12 protein-coding genes are annotated in these 15263 nt (G+C 37.4%); 3 read left to right on the forward strand and 9 right to left on the reverse strand.

The window, feature by feature from the left end; all coding sequences use genetic code 11:
• Nucleotides 1–18: 18 nt before the first annotated feature.
• From F1560_RS05395 to F1560_RS05410, 4 genes are all read right to left on the reverse strand, one after another.
• Nucleotides 19–1470, reverse strand: coding sequence for a DUF4153 domain-containing protein (locus tag F1560_RS05395; RefSeq protein ID WP_149473620.1), 1452 nt, complete (start codon nt 1468–1470; stop codon nt 19–21).
• Between the two features lie 108 nt (nt 1471–1578).
• Nucleotides 1579–2211 carry an HAAS signaling domain-containing protein gene (locus tag F1560_RS05400; RefSeq protein WP_149473621.1) on the reverse strand — a complete coding sequence of 211 codons (633 nt, stop codon included), beginning with the start codon at nt 2209–2211 and terminating at the stop codon, nt 1579–1581.
• Nucleotides 2208–2540 carry a PadR family transcriptional regulator gene (locus F1560_RS05405; protein WP_149473622.1) on the reverse strand — a complete coding sequence of 111 codons (333 nt, stop codon included), beginning with the start codon at nt 2538–2540 and terminating at the stop codon, nt 2208–2210. The genes F1560_RS05400 and F1560_RS05405 overlap by 4 nt, the downstream gene beginning before the upstream one ends.
• 580 nt (nt 2541–3120) lie before the next feature.
• Nucleotides 3121–4212, reverse strand: coding sequence for a nitric oxide synthase oxygenase (locus F1560_RS05410; protein ID WP_149473623.1), 1092 nt, complete (start codon nt 4210–4212; stop codon nt 3121–3123).
• Between the two features lie 554 nt (nt 4213–4766).
• Here F1560_RS05410 and F1560_RS05415 point away from each other — a divergent pair.
• Nucleotides 4767–6341 carry a Vga family ABC-F type ribosomal protection protein gene (locus F1560_RS05415; RefSeq protein ID WP_149473624.1) on the forward strand — a complete coding sequence of 525 codons (1575 nt, stop codon included), beginning with the start codon at nt 4767–4769 and terminating at the stop codon, nt 6339–6341.
• Between the two features lie 88 nt (nt 6342–6429).
• On the opposite strand, the gene F1560_RS05420 is transcribed toward F1560_RS05415, so the two are convergent.
• A complete protein-coding gene (locus F1560_RS05420) occupies nt 6430–6612 on the reverse strand; it encodes a hypothetical protein (RefSeq protein ID WP_149473625.1) in 183 nt (60 codons plus the stop codon).
• 144 nt (nt 6613–6756) lie between these two features.
• Here F1560_RS05420 and F1560_RS05425 point away from each other — a divergent pair, with 144 nt between their 5' ends.
• Nucleotides 6757–7104, forward strand: coding sequence for a hypothetical protein (locus F1560_RS05425; protein ID WP_149473626.1), 348 nt, complete (start codon nt 6757–6759; stop codon nt 7102–7104).
• A 43-nt stretch (nt 7105–7147) separates the two neighbouring features.
• Here the strand turns inward: F1560_RS05425 and ltaS are convergent, their stop codons facing one another.
• The 4 genes from ltaS to F1560_RS05445 form a co-directional block, all read right to left on the reverse strand.
• Nucleotides 7148–9094, reverse strand: a complete 1947-nt coding sequence (gene ltaS / locus F1560_RS05430; RefSeq protein WP_281292625.1) for a lipoteichoic acid synthase — start codon at nt 9092–9094, stop codon at nt 7148–7150.
• 164 nt (nt 9095–9258) lie between these two features.
• Complete coding sequence (locus tag F1560_RS05435) at nt 9259–10449, reverse strand: amidohydrolase (protein WP_149473627.1); 1191 nt, start codon at nt 10447–10449, stop codon at nt 9259–9261.
• A gap of 43 nt (nt 10450–10492) precedes the next feature.
• Complete coding sequence (locus F1560_RS05440) at nt 10493–11920, reverse strand: MFS transporter (protein WP_149473628.1); 1428 nt, start codon at nt 11918–11920, stop codon at nt 10493–10495.
• Nucleotides 11921–12216: 296 nt separating this feature from the next.
• A complete protein-coding gene (locus F1560_RS05445; protein ID WP_149473629.1) occupies nt 12217–14556 on the reverse strand; it encodes a helix-turn-helix domain-containing protein in 2340 nt (779 codons plus the stop codon).
• Nucleotides 14557–14779: 223 nt separating this feature from the next.
• On the opposite strand from F1560_RS05445, the gene F1560_RS05450 reads away from it, so the two are divergent.
• Nucleotides 14780–15211, forward strand: coding sequence for a MarR family winged helix-turn-helix transcriptional regulator (locus F1560_RS05450; RefSeq protein ID WP_149473630.1), 432 nt, complete (start codon nt 14780–14782; stop codon nt 15209–15211).
• Nucleotides 15212–15263: the final 52 nt, after the last annotated feature.

The following is a 15263-nucleotide window of genomic DNA, read 5'->3' on the forward strand; positions in this document are numbered from 1 at the left end:
TGCTACACCTCCATAAACTCATAACTCTAGACTTTGAATTTTTGCAATTACTTCTTGCTTCTTAAAATTAAACGATTGCCAAGAATTCGGCTCAAGCTCTAGTTTTCGTTGTTCGATTTTCAACAAGCGTTGTAAGTCTGGATAATCTGGTTCCATTTTATATAGTTCTATTAAAGCCTCTATCCCAGTGTAGGATAAGGTGCTCAAATAATAAATATCAATCTTCTCTGTTTGCTCATAACGCTCTAAATTATTTGTAACGATGATTTGTTCGATATGGATAACATTTAACACAACATAAAACAATAAACTCGTAATCAGATAGAAATGCAATAAAGCTAGCCTCTCGATCCACACTCGAATAAAGGTATATGCAAAAATCACCATAAGAAAGATCATAAATGCATGCGCTAAAATTCGATCCACGGTAAACCCGTAAGCAGCTTCATACATACTTAGTCGCCCAAACGCAGAGACAAGCATCACTCCACTCACAATAATTAGCAAGGAATTAAGTATCTTTAATGTAAGCTTCATAGCTTTATTCGGAGTGTTTACGCGCTTCAAAATAAAAATCAGCAATGTCCAATTAATCAATGTTACGATCATCAATTCAAAGAATCCTCTTCTTGCATATTCCGCATAAGTAAGTTCGGCCTGTAATCCCCCGCCGAAAAAATACGTAAACTGTATAGCTACAAATATTGCGTAAACCAGATTTAGCATCGCTAAGATTGTTACAACAATAACACTATCCAAATATATATGCTTTTTTTCTGGATTCATAACATTATTCGTTTCTATTTCAGTTCTTCTAGGCAGTACCTGAAAAATACCAAAGAATAAAAGAGAAAGAACAATGACAACAATCAGACGGAATAGATCTTCCGTAAAATTGAACCGCATCATAAACGACGGCAATTTTAACATCATATCCTGAAATACTTTGTCCGCTGACATTAACAATCCTATAATAACCAACAATAATGGAATACCTGTTACCAAACCAATCACAATACGTTTTATCGTTTTGCCTGCTTCTTCGTTCATCGGTTTAACCGTTACCCTACAAAATCTCGTGCTATATTGAATTGCTTCTTTCAATTTCGTTATCAATAAGATTACAAACGTTGGTTTACTCCAGACAATCTTGTTCGGACTCGTGATCATGATTAGATGAAAGAAAACGAGAGCAGGTATTAAAACTAAATTTAAAGGATAAAACAAGGTACTACTGTAAAAAAGATAACTCCCTGCTAGTATCCAAACTGCAGCCATAAGCAGTAAACCGATTCTGCGACGTTGATACGGAATTCTAATCTTTAAGAAAAAAACAGCATAAAACACTGCGATGAAAACGAGGTATGATAAGCCAATTTCTCCATGGAAAAAAATAATTTCTGCAAGTATTCCAAGTCCAATACATACAAGCAAAAACAGCCAATCTCTTTTCGTCACTTGAACATCCATCCATATCCCTCCAATACTTTGTTATTCTATATACATAGAATTTCTATGTATATAGGCAAAAAATAATAACGAACCAGGACTGAATGCATTACCCGTCTTCAGCCCATTTCATATCGAAGCTTTCCTTCCCCATCGATACCCCAGCCAGCTTATTGGGTACAGTACCGCCGTACAAAGAATGCAAATAATAATAAACGGCGTACTCAATAACGGTTGAAACCAGTGATGTGGAATAAGCTTAAAAACAATTAAATACATCAAGGTCAAATTAGGTACAACAGAGAACAAAAATGTCCTCTTCAACAATTTATGACCACGGGGCCCAAACTCTCTGCCAATTTCATAACCGAGCAATGCCCAAAAGAATCCATAAATAAGTACGATAATAGACGTAGCATTTGTTAAGCCCGCCCATAAACTTTCCAACCAGTCCCAATCAAATGCGTTATAGCCAATTGTAAGCAGCACCCCAAAAGTGAAAATGGCAATATTACAAAACACAAATAATTGCTGTGTTTTCTTAGGCGTTACGGATGACTCTTGTTTCCATAGTGCTGCAATCTCCTTTGGCGAACCGAGTCTATGTACCAATTCATCATATACTTTCGCTTCATCGATTGATCGTTCCTGGAGCAGGTCAAATACGTGCAGGTGATATTCCGCTATAATCTCTTCCTTATTGGGATGACGCCCAATTTCTTGTTCTAACTCATTTAAAAAGTGTTGTTCCCCTTCTGTCATGACTCGTTTCTCCCAATAAGGTTGTTCATCACCTGAACGTATCGATGCCATTCCGATGTTCTTTCTGCAAGGATTTCTTTCCCTTGCTCTGTAATGCGATAATATTTACGAGCGGGGCCCTTTTCTTGGTTTTGCCAATAACATTCAATGTATGTTTGCTTTTCCATCTTATGAAGTGCTGGGTAGAGTGTCCCTTCCTTCATTTGCAAATGGTTTTCACTACGACGATCCATTTCTTTTACAAGCTCGTAGCCATACATGTCACGTTCATTTAAAAGCTGTAATACAAGCAAAGAAGTACTGCCTTTTACAAGTTCGCGATTAAACATTTTCTCACCTACCTAGAATTATTAGGTATCATTACTATATAAAAATTACATCCCCTTGTAAAGGATTTATTTAACTTTTATTAAAAAAAATAATTAAAATAGGTTTAGTTCCTATACATACGGGAATACAAATTAATACAAGGCGAACTGCATTGGGAGGATTGTTGCAAACAACTTGCGAAAATGTAACCTCTTCATTTTCCAACTTGTTTACAAATGAATTCCAATGAGGAAATGCACAGCCTTGGCGGAAAATTTGCTTTACTGGCGATTGCTAGACTCGTCAGGAACTGTAACGATTTAAGTTCCATTTCACGGTTAGTTTTTCAACACAGTAAGTAGTTTTTTGTGAAAGTGCAACTGGTATACTGACTGAACACATGAGGATCAGATTGGAAGGCTCTTCCAGCGGTCTCTAAAGTAATAAACACAGTCAGTGGAACCAAACTGCAATGACGGGTTGTAAAATTGTCGTCAGAAAGAACAGTTTGGAGAAGATGAATTTAATTTTCCGCGTGCACCCCTTTTTAGGGGGAAGTGAAAGCATGTTCCGTTCATCGGAGCATGCTTTTCTTTTTTATCACATATAGTAATTTGATTGATAAAAATAATTTGGCTTTTGAACTTGATTATCATAAGGCTTGTGAAAGATGTGGGTTGCTGCTGGTGATAGTGGTGGAATCAACCATGTCCAATTCCCTGTAACCTTACGATTTGATTTCTGTTCTCGATTTTCAAAAACTTTAAATTGCTTTGCAGCCGTATGATGATCGACAATAGATACCCCATATTTTTTAAAGGAATCTAATACAGCAGCATTTAGCTCTACAAGTGCACGATCCTTCCATAAATTGCTTTCATGTTTTGTTTCTAATCCCATCTGTTTCGCTACTGTAGGAAGAAAATTATATCGCGTTTCGTCTGCCAGGTTTCTCGCTCCTATTTCTGTTCCCATATACCAGCCATTAAATGGAGCGGTAACGTAGTCAACTCCACCTATTTCCAAGCGCATATCGGAAATAATTGGTACAGCATACCATTTTACTGCCAAATCACCGAACAGTGAAAAGTCAGGATGTTCAATTGGAATTTCCATTACATATTCCTTTGGTATTTCCATAAACTCCGGGTCATGATCACCAATTTGAACAACGAGTGGAAGCAAATCAAATGCAGTTCCTTCACCAACCCAGCCAAGCTTCAAGCATTCCTTCGTAAACGCTATAGAAGCTGGATCACCTACTATCCCATTCTCCGTTTCATATCCAGCATAGCGAAGCAACTGGTGATTCCAAATCTTCACCTGTCTATATCCATGTATTTCTGGTTCGAAGATCGTTATCATCGGTTTGATTTTCCCCTGGTTGGTTGCATTTCTTATATGATTAAGCAAATGAGTAAATACTTCTTCACTACGCGTAGCGTGTCTTGCATCAATCACCTCTAGCTTTTCCCAGAAAAGTCTACCAATGCAGCGATTCGAATTACGCCAAGCCAACTTTGCACCATAAGCCAGTTCCTCATACGTATGCTCATAGTACCCTTTTTCATTCAGTTCTACTTGAATTTCATCCAGTCTTGCGGCAATTTCTTCTGACGTTTTGCCAAGCTCTCTATATAAATTTTCAATAAATGTATCTGCTTCTTGCTTTCGGATTACTTTTTTCATCATGGAATCCTCCTGTCCTCAACATATTTATTTTACCAAAGATAATCTTCTTTTTTGTGACGGAGTTTCTACAAATAGTTAGAAGCAGGGTATTGCATCAAAGCATTTCATTCGTTTATAATAAAATTAACTCTATTAGTGCGTGTTCAAAAAGGAGGATGGAAAGGACCGAGAAGTTCGAGGCGGCGAAGTTTTGAGTACCAGAACGTATGCAATTAATACGTGAGGAACGGAAAAGCAAACCAACGAAGAAATTCGATGTGTCATTTTCACCGGACTTTTTGAACTACCTCTATAAGCGGAAGGGTGAACCAAGGGGACATGAAAAACTAATCCTATTTTTCGAAAACATTCAAGTGAACGTATGTAAAAAATCAGCGGATTTTATCTGCTCTTTTCATCATGCGATTCACCGAATTTTTCAGAATAGGATTGTAGACTTTTGTGTTCCAGTAAAAGGGATTAGTCTCTCTTTTTTCGGTGCACCTCTGCCTCCTATTCTGAAAAGAATTTGGAGGCTTTTTTGGTCTCCACATAAAAGAACGGAGATGATAGGTATGGTCATAATGGAATTAAGCGGACTGCAATATGAAGTCAAAGATCGTTTACTCTTTGCAGCCGATCATTTAGCTATCCAAAATAAAGATCGAATTGGACTTGTTGGCAGAAATGGCAGTGGGAAGACCAGTCTACTAGAACTGCTTGCTGGAAAGCGACAGCCAAGTGAAGGTATGATTACACAGCAAGTAACCTGTGAATTGCTGCCCCAATTAAAAAACACGAATACAACAAAGAGTGGTGGTGAGGTTACGCAGGAATATATTAATCAATCTTTAGCAACGCAAGCTGGCCTTTTACTTGCTGATGAACCAACAACCAACTTGGATACGGAGCATATTGAAAAGTTAGAAAAGCAGCTGCAAAGACGGCAAGGAGCCATTGTTATTGTGTCACATGACCGAAGCTTTTTAGATGCCCTTTGTACGACGATCTGGGAAATTGACGACAAAAAAATAAATGTATATAAAGGGAACTATTCGAATTATATCGCTCAAAAGGAACTAGCAATCAGACAGCAAGAAAGTGCATATGAACAATACCAACGAAAGAAAAAGCAGTTGGAAAACGCAATCGAGTTAAAGGAGCAAAAAGCACAACGCGCAACGAAAAAACCGAAGAACGTTAGCGCTTCTGAAGCAAATATTACTGGAGCAAAGCCATACTTTGCAAAAAAGCAGAAGAAGCTACAAAAAACAGCAAAATCGATTGAAACGCGATTAGAAAAGCTTGAAAAAGTAGAAAAGGTAACAGAAATGCCTGCTATTAAAATGAATTTACCGAATCAGGAAGCTTTCACAGGTCAGATTATTATTCGGGTAGAGGAATTAACCGGAAAAGTTGCAAATCGCATCCTCTGGAAGCCAGCAAGCTTCTATATTCGCGGCGGCCAGAAGATAGCAATTATCGGTAAAAATGGTGTTGGTAAAACAACACTACTAAAGAAAATAATGAATGGTACAGATGGTATCACGGTATCACCCGCTGCCCAGATTGGTTATTTCAGCCAGAACCTGGACGTTCTTGATACAACAGACACCATTCTGGAAAACGTTCACTCGACCTCTATACAGGATGAAACCTTCATTCGCACTGTGCTTGCAAGGTTACACTTTTACCGGGATGATGTGTATAAAAAAGTAGAAGTACTAAGTGGCGGTGAGCGCGTTAAAGTAGCTTTTGCAAAACTATTCGTCAGCAATATAAATACACTTGTCTTAGATGAGCCGACGAACTATCTCGATATTGAAGCGGTCGAAGCATTAGAGGATCTTCTATCCGATTACGAAGGTACGGTACTTCTTGTTTCCCACGATCGACGATTTATTGAGCATGTCGCTAACCGGATTTTAGCAATCGAAAATCAAGCAATAACGTTGTTTGAAGGAAACTATGAAGCGTATAAAAATTATGTTCCAAAACAAGCTGCCGATTCAAAAGAACAAGAGCTACTTGTTATTGAAACAAAGCTAACGGAAGTCCTGAGCAAGCTTAGTATAGAGCCATCTGAAGCATTAGACCAGGAATTCCAAGCCCTTTTAAAAAGAAAACGAGAGCTTGAAAACAACAGTTAGGAAGAAGAATAAACGATTGTATAAGCATGCTCGGATTACTCCAGCATGCTTATTTATCTCTAGATAAAGATGACCATCGTCTTCAAACTTACTTTGCCTCTAACTTCTTTTGTACCCAATGCCCTACAAAAACAATACCTGCTGATACACCTAAGGCTGTAGAGAAGGCTGTTGCTAAATTTACAGATGATTGGAAGATCGCATTAACGATTACATTTAAAATAAATAGAGCCAAAAAAAACCATAAAAATTCCAATAAAATTTGCTTCAAATGCATCTGCCCCTTCCTAACACGATTCAGAAAATCTTTCCTTCTTCAAATTAAATTTTATCATATAATTATCTATACGATTTTTTAAAAGGAGGCGAGGATTTAAAAGTAAGTGTATATCTTTAAAATCTCAGAGGTGTTGACGTGTATAAAAAATTCACATTTTATCTATTCGTATGCTTCTTACTTATGGTTGGGTGTTCTAGCTCGAATGATGTCGAAAACGACACAAATGGATTAACAGCTTATCTTCAGGAGTCAATTGAATATTACGATAGGGTGATTATCGAGAAGGAAACCTTGAGTGAAAAGGAGCAAAAAACGTATAACGACTCTTTCCGTTCATTTCAACCAGAATTAGAAAGTATGTTTGAAAACATGTTAAGCGAGGAAGAAAAAGATGTTATTAGACGATTAGCAGCCCCTAAAGGACCTGAAGCGTATGAACAAGCTCGAGAAGAAGCAATCGAAATGTTTAGTCTTGATGATTAAGAGAATGAAAATGGCACTGACGCTTCCGTCAGTGCCATTTCCCTTATTCCTCTTCTTCACTATCTTCTAACTTATAATTATAGTCATAATCAGTAGGATCAATTGGTTCCCACTCATCATTCGGTGTGTAATAACGAAGCAAGTCTCCGTTCAACACCCGGTCTGAAAGCTCCAACTCATGTAGAACTGTTTCACTTAATTCTTCCATCTCTTCCGTTGGTTCTTCAATAACTTCCTTCGTTTCATTGTCATAATAAATACCATTTACTAAGCTGTATTCTTCCGTCATATAACCACCATTTCGGAATGGCACATAGTCCTTATGATCCTCAGAAAACATATCCGTACCGAATAGAATGTAATCACGTGCATCAATTCCTAAAATATGCAGCAACGTTGGCATAACATCAATTTGACCAGAATAGGTATGATTCGTACCTTGTCCCTCAACACCAGGAACTTTGATCATAAATGGTACACGCTGAAGCTCTGCATTTTTCAATGATGTAATTTCTTCACCTAGAATTTCTGACATCGCACGATTATGATTATCTGAGATACCATAATGGTCACCATAAATCATAATAATTGAATCCTCGTACAGACCTGATTCCTTCAAGTCATTAAAGAACTGTTCTAATGACTCATCCAAATAACGCGCTGTTTGGAAATAACGGTCTACCGAACCATCTCCGGTCTCAGCAGGTGCAATCGTTGCATCCTCTTCATCAATTAAATAAGGATGGTGGTGCGTTAATGTCATCATATGCGCATAAAATGGTTGTTCCATTTCTTCTAATAATGGCATTGATTCTTCAAAGAACGGTTTATCCTTTAATCCGTAGTTGATAACCCGGTCTGGGCTCATATCATAAAAGATATCATAATAGAAATCATTAATACCGAGATGCTTATACACTTCATCACGGTTCCAGAACGATTTACCATCCCCGTGGAATACTCCACTTGTATAGCCCTGTTCCTGTTCCATAATTGCCGGTAATGCTTGGTACGTATTTTTCCCTCGCGTCACAAAAGCAGACCCTTGCGGCAAGCCATAAAGTGACGTATCCATGATTAACTCGGCATCAGCCGTTTTTCCCTGTTCCGTTTGATGGAAAAAGTTATCAAAATACGTGAATCCTTGATTCTGATCGTTCACTAAGGAATTTAAGAACGGTGTAACCTCTTCCCCATGTAACTCAAAATCTATTAAAAAGGATTGGAAGGACTCCAGATGAATTTTAATAATGTTCTTCCCTTCACCTTTTCCGAAATATGCTTCATTCGGTTCTGCATACTTGCTTTTCGTATAATTGTCTACTTCTGTAATATCACTACTATCAGCAAGCACACGTTGTGTCGATGTCTCAAAGCTTTGGATAGCATCATAAACCATAAAATTATAGGTACCCAAATACTTTACTAAATAGTTACGGTCAAACGTACGCTCTAGGAGCTGTGGACGATCTATCTCAGCTAATCCTAGATTAATAACAAATGCCATGACACCAGCCATTAATACGATTAGCGGTTTTCGTAATTTTAGTCGCTCCATTGACCAATTCGTACGATTCTTCCAATACAATACAACCAATAAAATTAAGTCGAATGCATAGAGAATATCGCGCCATTCTACTAAACTCGCAATACTACCACCTAGACTACTAAAGTTACTTGTCTGCATCATCGTCGCAATCGTAATAAAGTCACTATTAAAGCGATAGAAAACGACATTCGCGTACAAGATAAAGGCTAAAAGGATATCTAACACAATAATCCATACTCCTGCTTTTCTACCAGAAGCAAAGAGTGCTAACCCCAAAACTAATAGTCCCGTACTTAACGGATTGAGAAATAATAAAAACTCTTGCATCGTACCACTAACACCAAGATTAAACTCTAGTTTATATATAAAATACGTTTTTATCCAAAATAGGAGTACAGCGATAGCGAAGAACCCCATCTTAGTAGATAATAATTTCTTCACATTGTTCACCTCAAAGTTTTATTAATTATTTGATACAAGCGTAGATTATACACCTTCATAATCCGTCTGTCAAAACTCAATACTATCCTACTAGGAATAAATATGTATAAGCATCCAACGAAAGAAAGAACTCCAATGCAGCTTATGCATTGGAGTTCTTTATCCTATTTATTTTTTTCAAAATAACTACATACAACATGTCCAACTGCTTTTGCAGCAACTAGAATAGCGTCCTCATCAATATCAAACTTCGGATGATGGTTGAAATAAGGTTTCTCTACGCCTTTTGGTGTACATCCGATAAAGAAATAACAGCCAGGAATTTTCTCCAAATAATAAGCGAAGTCCTCAGACGGAGATAAAGGTGGATATTGTTTTACTTCTTTAATATCCTTGTCATTCGCGTTATTCAAGCTTTCGGCTACCAATTCTGTATACTCTAACGTATTGAACAGTGGCGGATAATCAGCATTATATTCTAATGTGCATGTCACTCCGAATTCCACTTCAAGCCCTTTTACAATCCGTCTAAATTCCTGCTCAATAATTTCCTGACTTTCTTTACTCATGTAACGAATATCACCTTCGAGCTCTACGCTATCTTTAATCACATTAAATGTACCTTTGCCATCAAAGGATCCAACTGTGACAACTCCAGCATCCATTGGGTTCAATCTGCGACTAATAATGGTTTGAACAACCGTTACAAAGTGTGACCCAGCTACGATTGAATCATTAGCAGTATGCGGTGAGGAACCGTGACCACCAGTTCCCTGGATTTTCAACTTAAAGTAGGATCTACCATTAAATGTATAGCCACTACGATAACCAACAACACCAGCAGGATCCATCGGTAATACGTGAATACCAAAAATCGCATCTAAATCATCTAGCTTACCCGAATCCATAATGCTTTTCGCACCACCTGGTGGAACCTCTTCAGCATGCTGATGAATAATTTTAATTGTCCCGTTTAACTCTTCTTTCAGCTGGATTAAACAATCAGCAAGAACAAGTAAGTATGCTGTATGGGCATCATGGCCACATGCATGCATCACTCCTTCATTTTTGGATTTAAATGGGACATCTGCCTCTTCCGTAATTGGAAGGGCATCAAAGTCCGCTCTGAGTCCGATTGTTTTTCCTGGTTTTCCACCTTTAATTGTTACAATAATCCCATAGCCATTGCCAACATTTGTCTCTACCTCTACATCTTTACCTTGGTAAAAATCGGCAATATACTTAGCAGTTTTCTCTTCTTTAAAAGAAAGCTCTGGATTTTCATGTAAGTAACGACGAATTTCAACCATTTCATCTTTCCGTGCTTCTAACATTTCCATCAATTTACTTCTCATTACAACACTGCCTCCTTTTTTCCAATCAAAATGCTTTCAATCATTACTGTTTTACGTCAGCTGGACGTACAGTTGACGATCTTACAGGGTCATCTTCATTTTCTCCTGCTTCTCTAGGAACTAACATGATAATTGAAATCAATGACAATACCGCAAAGATTACATTGACGATTATTCCTGATGATGCTGCTACTTCAACACTGCTTACTAATGTTATTGCACTGTATACCGTTGCTGAAATTGCTACACCAAATGCATTCCCAAGTGAGCTTGCCATTTTGTATACCCCGGAAGCTTCCCCAACTTTATTTGCTGGAGCATAGGATACAGCTGTGTCAGTTGAAGGTGTTGCATACATTCCTAAACCTAATCCAAATAGGATAAATCCGACGAACACAACAATTGTATACATTAGATCTGGTAAGAAAGTAAGTCCCATAACACCTACACCAATTAAGGTTAAAGTCGTTCCCCAAACCATTGGCTTTCTTGCGCCGGTTTTTTGCATGATTTTTTCACCTACACGAATCATACCAAGCACTGCTATAAGATACCCAATTGAAAGCATTCCAGATTGAAATGCTGAGAATCCTCGTCCAACCTGTACATATGTGTTCGCAACAACTAATGTACCGGCAACTGCATTTAATAAGAAGTTGGAAATTGTTGCACCTGTATAGGCTTTGCTTTTAAACATTTTGAAATCAATAAGTGCATTATCACGTTTCGCTTCATACTTGATGAAAGCAATAACCCCGATAACCGTTACGATTGCAAGTCCGATTGTTGCTAAACTTGTCCAACCTAATTCTGCACCTTGTGTAATAAATACATTCAATGCAAGCATCGTCACAATGAATATTCCTAAACCACCGAAGTCAAATTTGAATTTTCCAGTTGTTTCCGCTTTGCTTTCAGGTGTGTCTTTAATTAACCACATTGCGAGTACTGCAAAGACAATGGAGAAAACGAAAATCCATTTCCATCCCATCGATGTTGCGACAGCACCACCGAAGAACGAACAGAAACCTGAACCACCCCAAGAACCAATTGACCAATAGCTTAGTGCACGTTGACGATCTTCGCCTTCAAAGTACTCCTTCACTAATGCTATCGTTGCAGGCATAATCGCAGCTGCAGATAACCCTTGTAAAATACGACCTAGAATTAAGAGAAATGCTCCATTGGCTAACACAAGCAATAAAGAACCAATAATACTCAAGATTAAACCAACGTACGTAATTTTTTTACGACCAATTCGGTCCGCTAAACCTCCAGCTACTACAATAAACATACCAGAAAACAAAGCAGATAAACTAATTGCTACGTTAATTGCTCCTAATGAAACACCTAAATCCGATTGAACTGCTGGTACAATATTAACCATTGACTGGGCAAATAACCAAAATGTAATAACTCCAAATACAATCCCTGTAATCAATTTATTGGTGCCTTTGTAAGCTGTATCCATTGTACAACCTCTCCTTTTTTAAAAAAATTATTTCATAATCATTAAACGTCATTCTTTCCTAATATGAACAAGTCATTACTGGATAATAATGCCTGCGGTCTTTCTTGAGCTCATCCTTACCACACTTTTAGTATAAGGAAATCCTTCATTACAAATAAGGCTTTTTTCACTATAATCACCATTAAAATATGTTCAATAATTCACATAAGAAAATAACGGTAAAAAAATAACCGTTATTTTTTGATATATATACAATTAGATAGGATGGCAGTAGCTACTATTATCACGATTGCTGCTTAATGAAAAGCTCTACGTATATCAAAGAAATGAATTGCATTTAATGACATGTAAGCGTACATGCTCCAATCACCATCAATCGTCTGATCAAATAATTCAAGTGATGGTTTACTTGTTTCGTTTATATAGTTGATAACCTCTTCATCCATCCCGTATTTACTATTTAAGTCCCACCATTTCGTATAAAGCGCTCCATGATCTTTATCAAAAACACGTTTACGAATCTGATAGTCCCCTGGCTCTATGCCCGAAATCGTCACTCGAATTTCCTTATTTAATTTTTTGAGGAACGTCTCTTCAATTGTAAAATGTGGATTCACATTATTAATATTCATTAAAACAAGCTGATAGCCACGATCATTTTTAGTCATGACATACTCTGAACCACGTGCAATAATGTCACCATTTAATCTTTCAAAAAACTGCATCGCAAAATAAGCAGGACGTTTGCCACTAAAAAAGTGAAAGAGCTCCAGTCCTTCCATCCGAATTTTCCGATCTCGTCCTGACTTCTCATGTTGTTCTGTATTAATCCAAAAGCCTATTGAATCTACCTCATTCGCTAAATCTAAGGCATTTTTCAACACTAATGCGCCACGGAAAAACGTTCCATTCGTAAATCTCGTGTTTCCAGAGAGTGTGTTCCAGCTAATTAAGCTAATTGGCTGATTTCTCCCATGCTTCTTTAAATACGTCTTCACTTTAGCTGTTTTTTCCTTTATATACCCTTCTGCTAGTGAAAATCGATCATCTCCAAGCTCTTCAAAATCGATTATCTCGTTTTGATTTGCTTCATACCCATAGAAATCGATCGGAAGTTTTTTCTCTATTAACCACGTATGACTCTTATTCGTTTTCTCTTCTTTATAGGAAAATGGCAAAAAGGCTCCTACCCTAACTTTGGGGACAAGCGTCTTAAGCGAACGATATAAATTTAAATAGACACGCTCAAGCTCACTCACACGGACAGCTGTTACAGATGGTTCATAAAACATAAAGTACCATTTTTCAATATAAGAAGTCCCATACACATTTAAGCAATGCTTTATAAAATCTTGCAGCTCTCGTACGTAACTCTCTTCATCGCTAGAAATCTCAGCGTAATCAATACGAATAAACAGTCCTAAATCGTGCTTACGCAGAAAATTCAAGACAAAATCTGCATTGTAATACGGGGAAGTAGTCGCGATAATTTCATCCGTCTCTACCGGAGGAATAAACGTAGAACCACCAATTAATTTACGTACCGAAATATTTTCGAGGCCAATTTCCTTCTTCGCCATCAAAATTTGCAGTCTCACCCCTTCCTTTAACAGCTCACTTAACTCACCAATAGCGAGATTATGAATCGGCCTGTTAATTTTAGTTGGGCTAACCTCCCGTATATCAAGCTTTAATTCTTCAGCTTCCGTTTCTATACTAGTGAATGTCATATCACTATCCGTCAGTAACATTCCTAATTCACCGATAATAGATGATGATTGAATAATATCAACTGCATCCTTTAGGTCATACGTTTTCATCGTGTCCATGCCAGTTTCCTGATTTTCTTCTCGGTATAATTTCGGAGTTTGTTTATACACTTCTTTAAAATAATGCACAAATGACTTTACATTCGGAAATCCATTATTCATCGCGATATGAGATATGGAATCTGTCGTATACAGTAGTTCCTTTACGGAATGCTCCAGCCTAATATTCATCATATAGCGATTGAAACCAGTCCCAACTTTCTGTTTAAAATAACGCGATAAATAACTGGACGATAAGTAAAACTTGTCGGCTACATCATCTAACGTAATTTTTTGCTGATAATTTTCTTCCATATAATGAATGATGTGCCTTATTCGTTGATCCCCAGTATCAATCCGCTCCTGAATCCTCCCTTTTTGCTTAAAGCGTCGAATAAGAATGAGCAGGATTTCACTAATAAAAGATTGGAGCTCAATCCGATAGCTCTCTCCCCCTCGAAAGTAGGCAATCATTAGTTCAGCCAAAAGCTTACGAATCCGGTTAATGACAGCATCTTTTTCCATATCCACGTCGCCAGAAAAGCATTCAAAACGACTATTCGGATATGCCTCATAATGCTGCTGCATATATTGGTCGGAAATTTGTAGTAATAGTACATGATTTTGTTGACTGCCTTTCGCTTGATAAATCTGATTCCGATTAATTACGAGCACGTCTTTTTCTTGCAATTGATAAAATCGACTATTTGTTTCAACGGTCAACTCCCCGTGAATCACAAAAATAACTCCAATTCCTTGATTCATTTTTGGAGCTAAAAACTCAATTTGCTGTAGATTTATAATAAAGTCCGTTAGCTGATTCTCCATTTTACCTTCCTCCATTCCCTGACGATAACCACGATAACCATTGCTATTCCTATTAGTTTACATGTATTCGGAAAGGAGAATCAAGTTAGAATTGACGATGGAAGCACGATATGATAATGGTTGACTTTAATCATCACATTTTATATAATTATAATTAATTAAAGATATTTTAATTAATTATTTCTGAATAACATATATCATATACGCTCTAGGAGGGAAAATAATGAGTGAGAACCTATCATTAAAAGCTTATGTCGTATTAATGAAAGCATACAAATCGATTGAAGAACGAATTAAGAAGGATATTAGCAGTCACGGCATGCGTACTTCTGATTTTGCTATATTAGAAGCATTATACCACAAAGGCAGACAAACGATTCGCCAAATTTCAGAAGCTGTTCTTATCAACACCGGATCCATTACCTACGTTATCGATAAACTCGAAAACAAAGATCTGCTCGAACGTAGTAATTGTAAGGATGATCGTCGCGTTGTCTATATTCAACTGACAGATCAAGGACGCCAGTTGATGGAAGATATTTTTCCAAAGCATCAAAAGGTAATTGAAGATTTGTTTGTCGGTATTTCTGACGAAGAGAAAAAGACAATGATTCATGTGCTTAAAACTGTTGGCAAAAAAAGTGAAGAACAGTGATAACGAATTTAGATGTACTTATCAATTTTCATTTAGCCAAGGAGGATTGAAA

This window comes from Oceanobacillus polygoni (genome assembly GCF_008304605.1).
Classification (GTDB): domain Bacteria; phylum Bacillota; class Bacilli; order Bacillales; family Amphibacillaceae; genus Oceanobacillus; species Oceanobacillus polygoni.

Excerpts from the sequence above, each read along its gene's own strand:
- F1560_RS05395 (WP_149473620.1), bottom strand. The coding sequence starts at position 1,470 with ATGGATGTTCAAGTGACGAAAAGAGATTGGCTGTTTTTGCTTGTATGT.
- F1560_RS05400 (WP_149473621.1), bottom strand. The coding sequence starts at position 2,211 with ATGACAGAAGGGGAACAACACTTTTTAAATGAGTTAGAACAAGAAATT.
- F1560_RS05405 (WP_149473622.1), bottom strand. The coding sequence starts at position 2,540 with ATGTTTAATCGCGAACTTGTAAAAGGCAGTACTTCTTTGCTTGTATTA.
- F1560_RS05410 (WP_149473623.1), bottom strand. The coding sequence starts at position 4,212 with ATGATGAAAAAAGTAATCCGAAAGCAAGAAGCAGATACATTTATTGAA.
- F1560_RS05415 (WP_149473624.1), top strand. The coding sequence starts at position 4,767 with ATGGTCATAATGGAATTAAGCGGACTGCAATATGAAGTCAAAGATCGT.
- F1560_RS05435 (WP_149473627.1), bottom strand. The coding sequence starts at position 10,449 with ATGAGAAGTAAATTGATGGAAATGTTAGAAGCACGGAAAGATGAAATG.
- F1560_RS05440 (WP_149473628.1), bottom strand. The coding sequence starts at position 11,920 with ATGGATACAGCTTACAAAGGCACCAATAAATTGATTACAGGGATTGTA.
- F1560_RS05445 (WP_149473629.1), bottom strand. The coding sequence starts at position 14,556 with ATGGAGAATCAGCTAACGGACTTTATTATAAATCTACAGCAAATTGAG.
- F1560_RS05450 (WP_149473630.1), top strand. The coding sequence starts at position 14,780 with ATGAGTGAGAACCTATCATTAAAAGCTTATGTCGTATTAATGAAAGCA.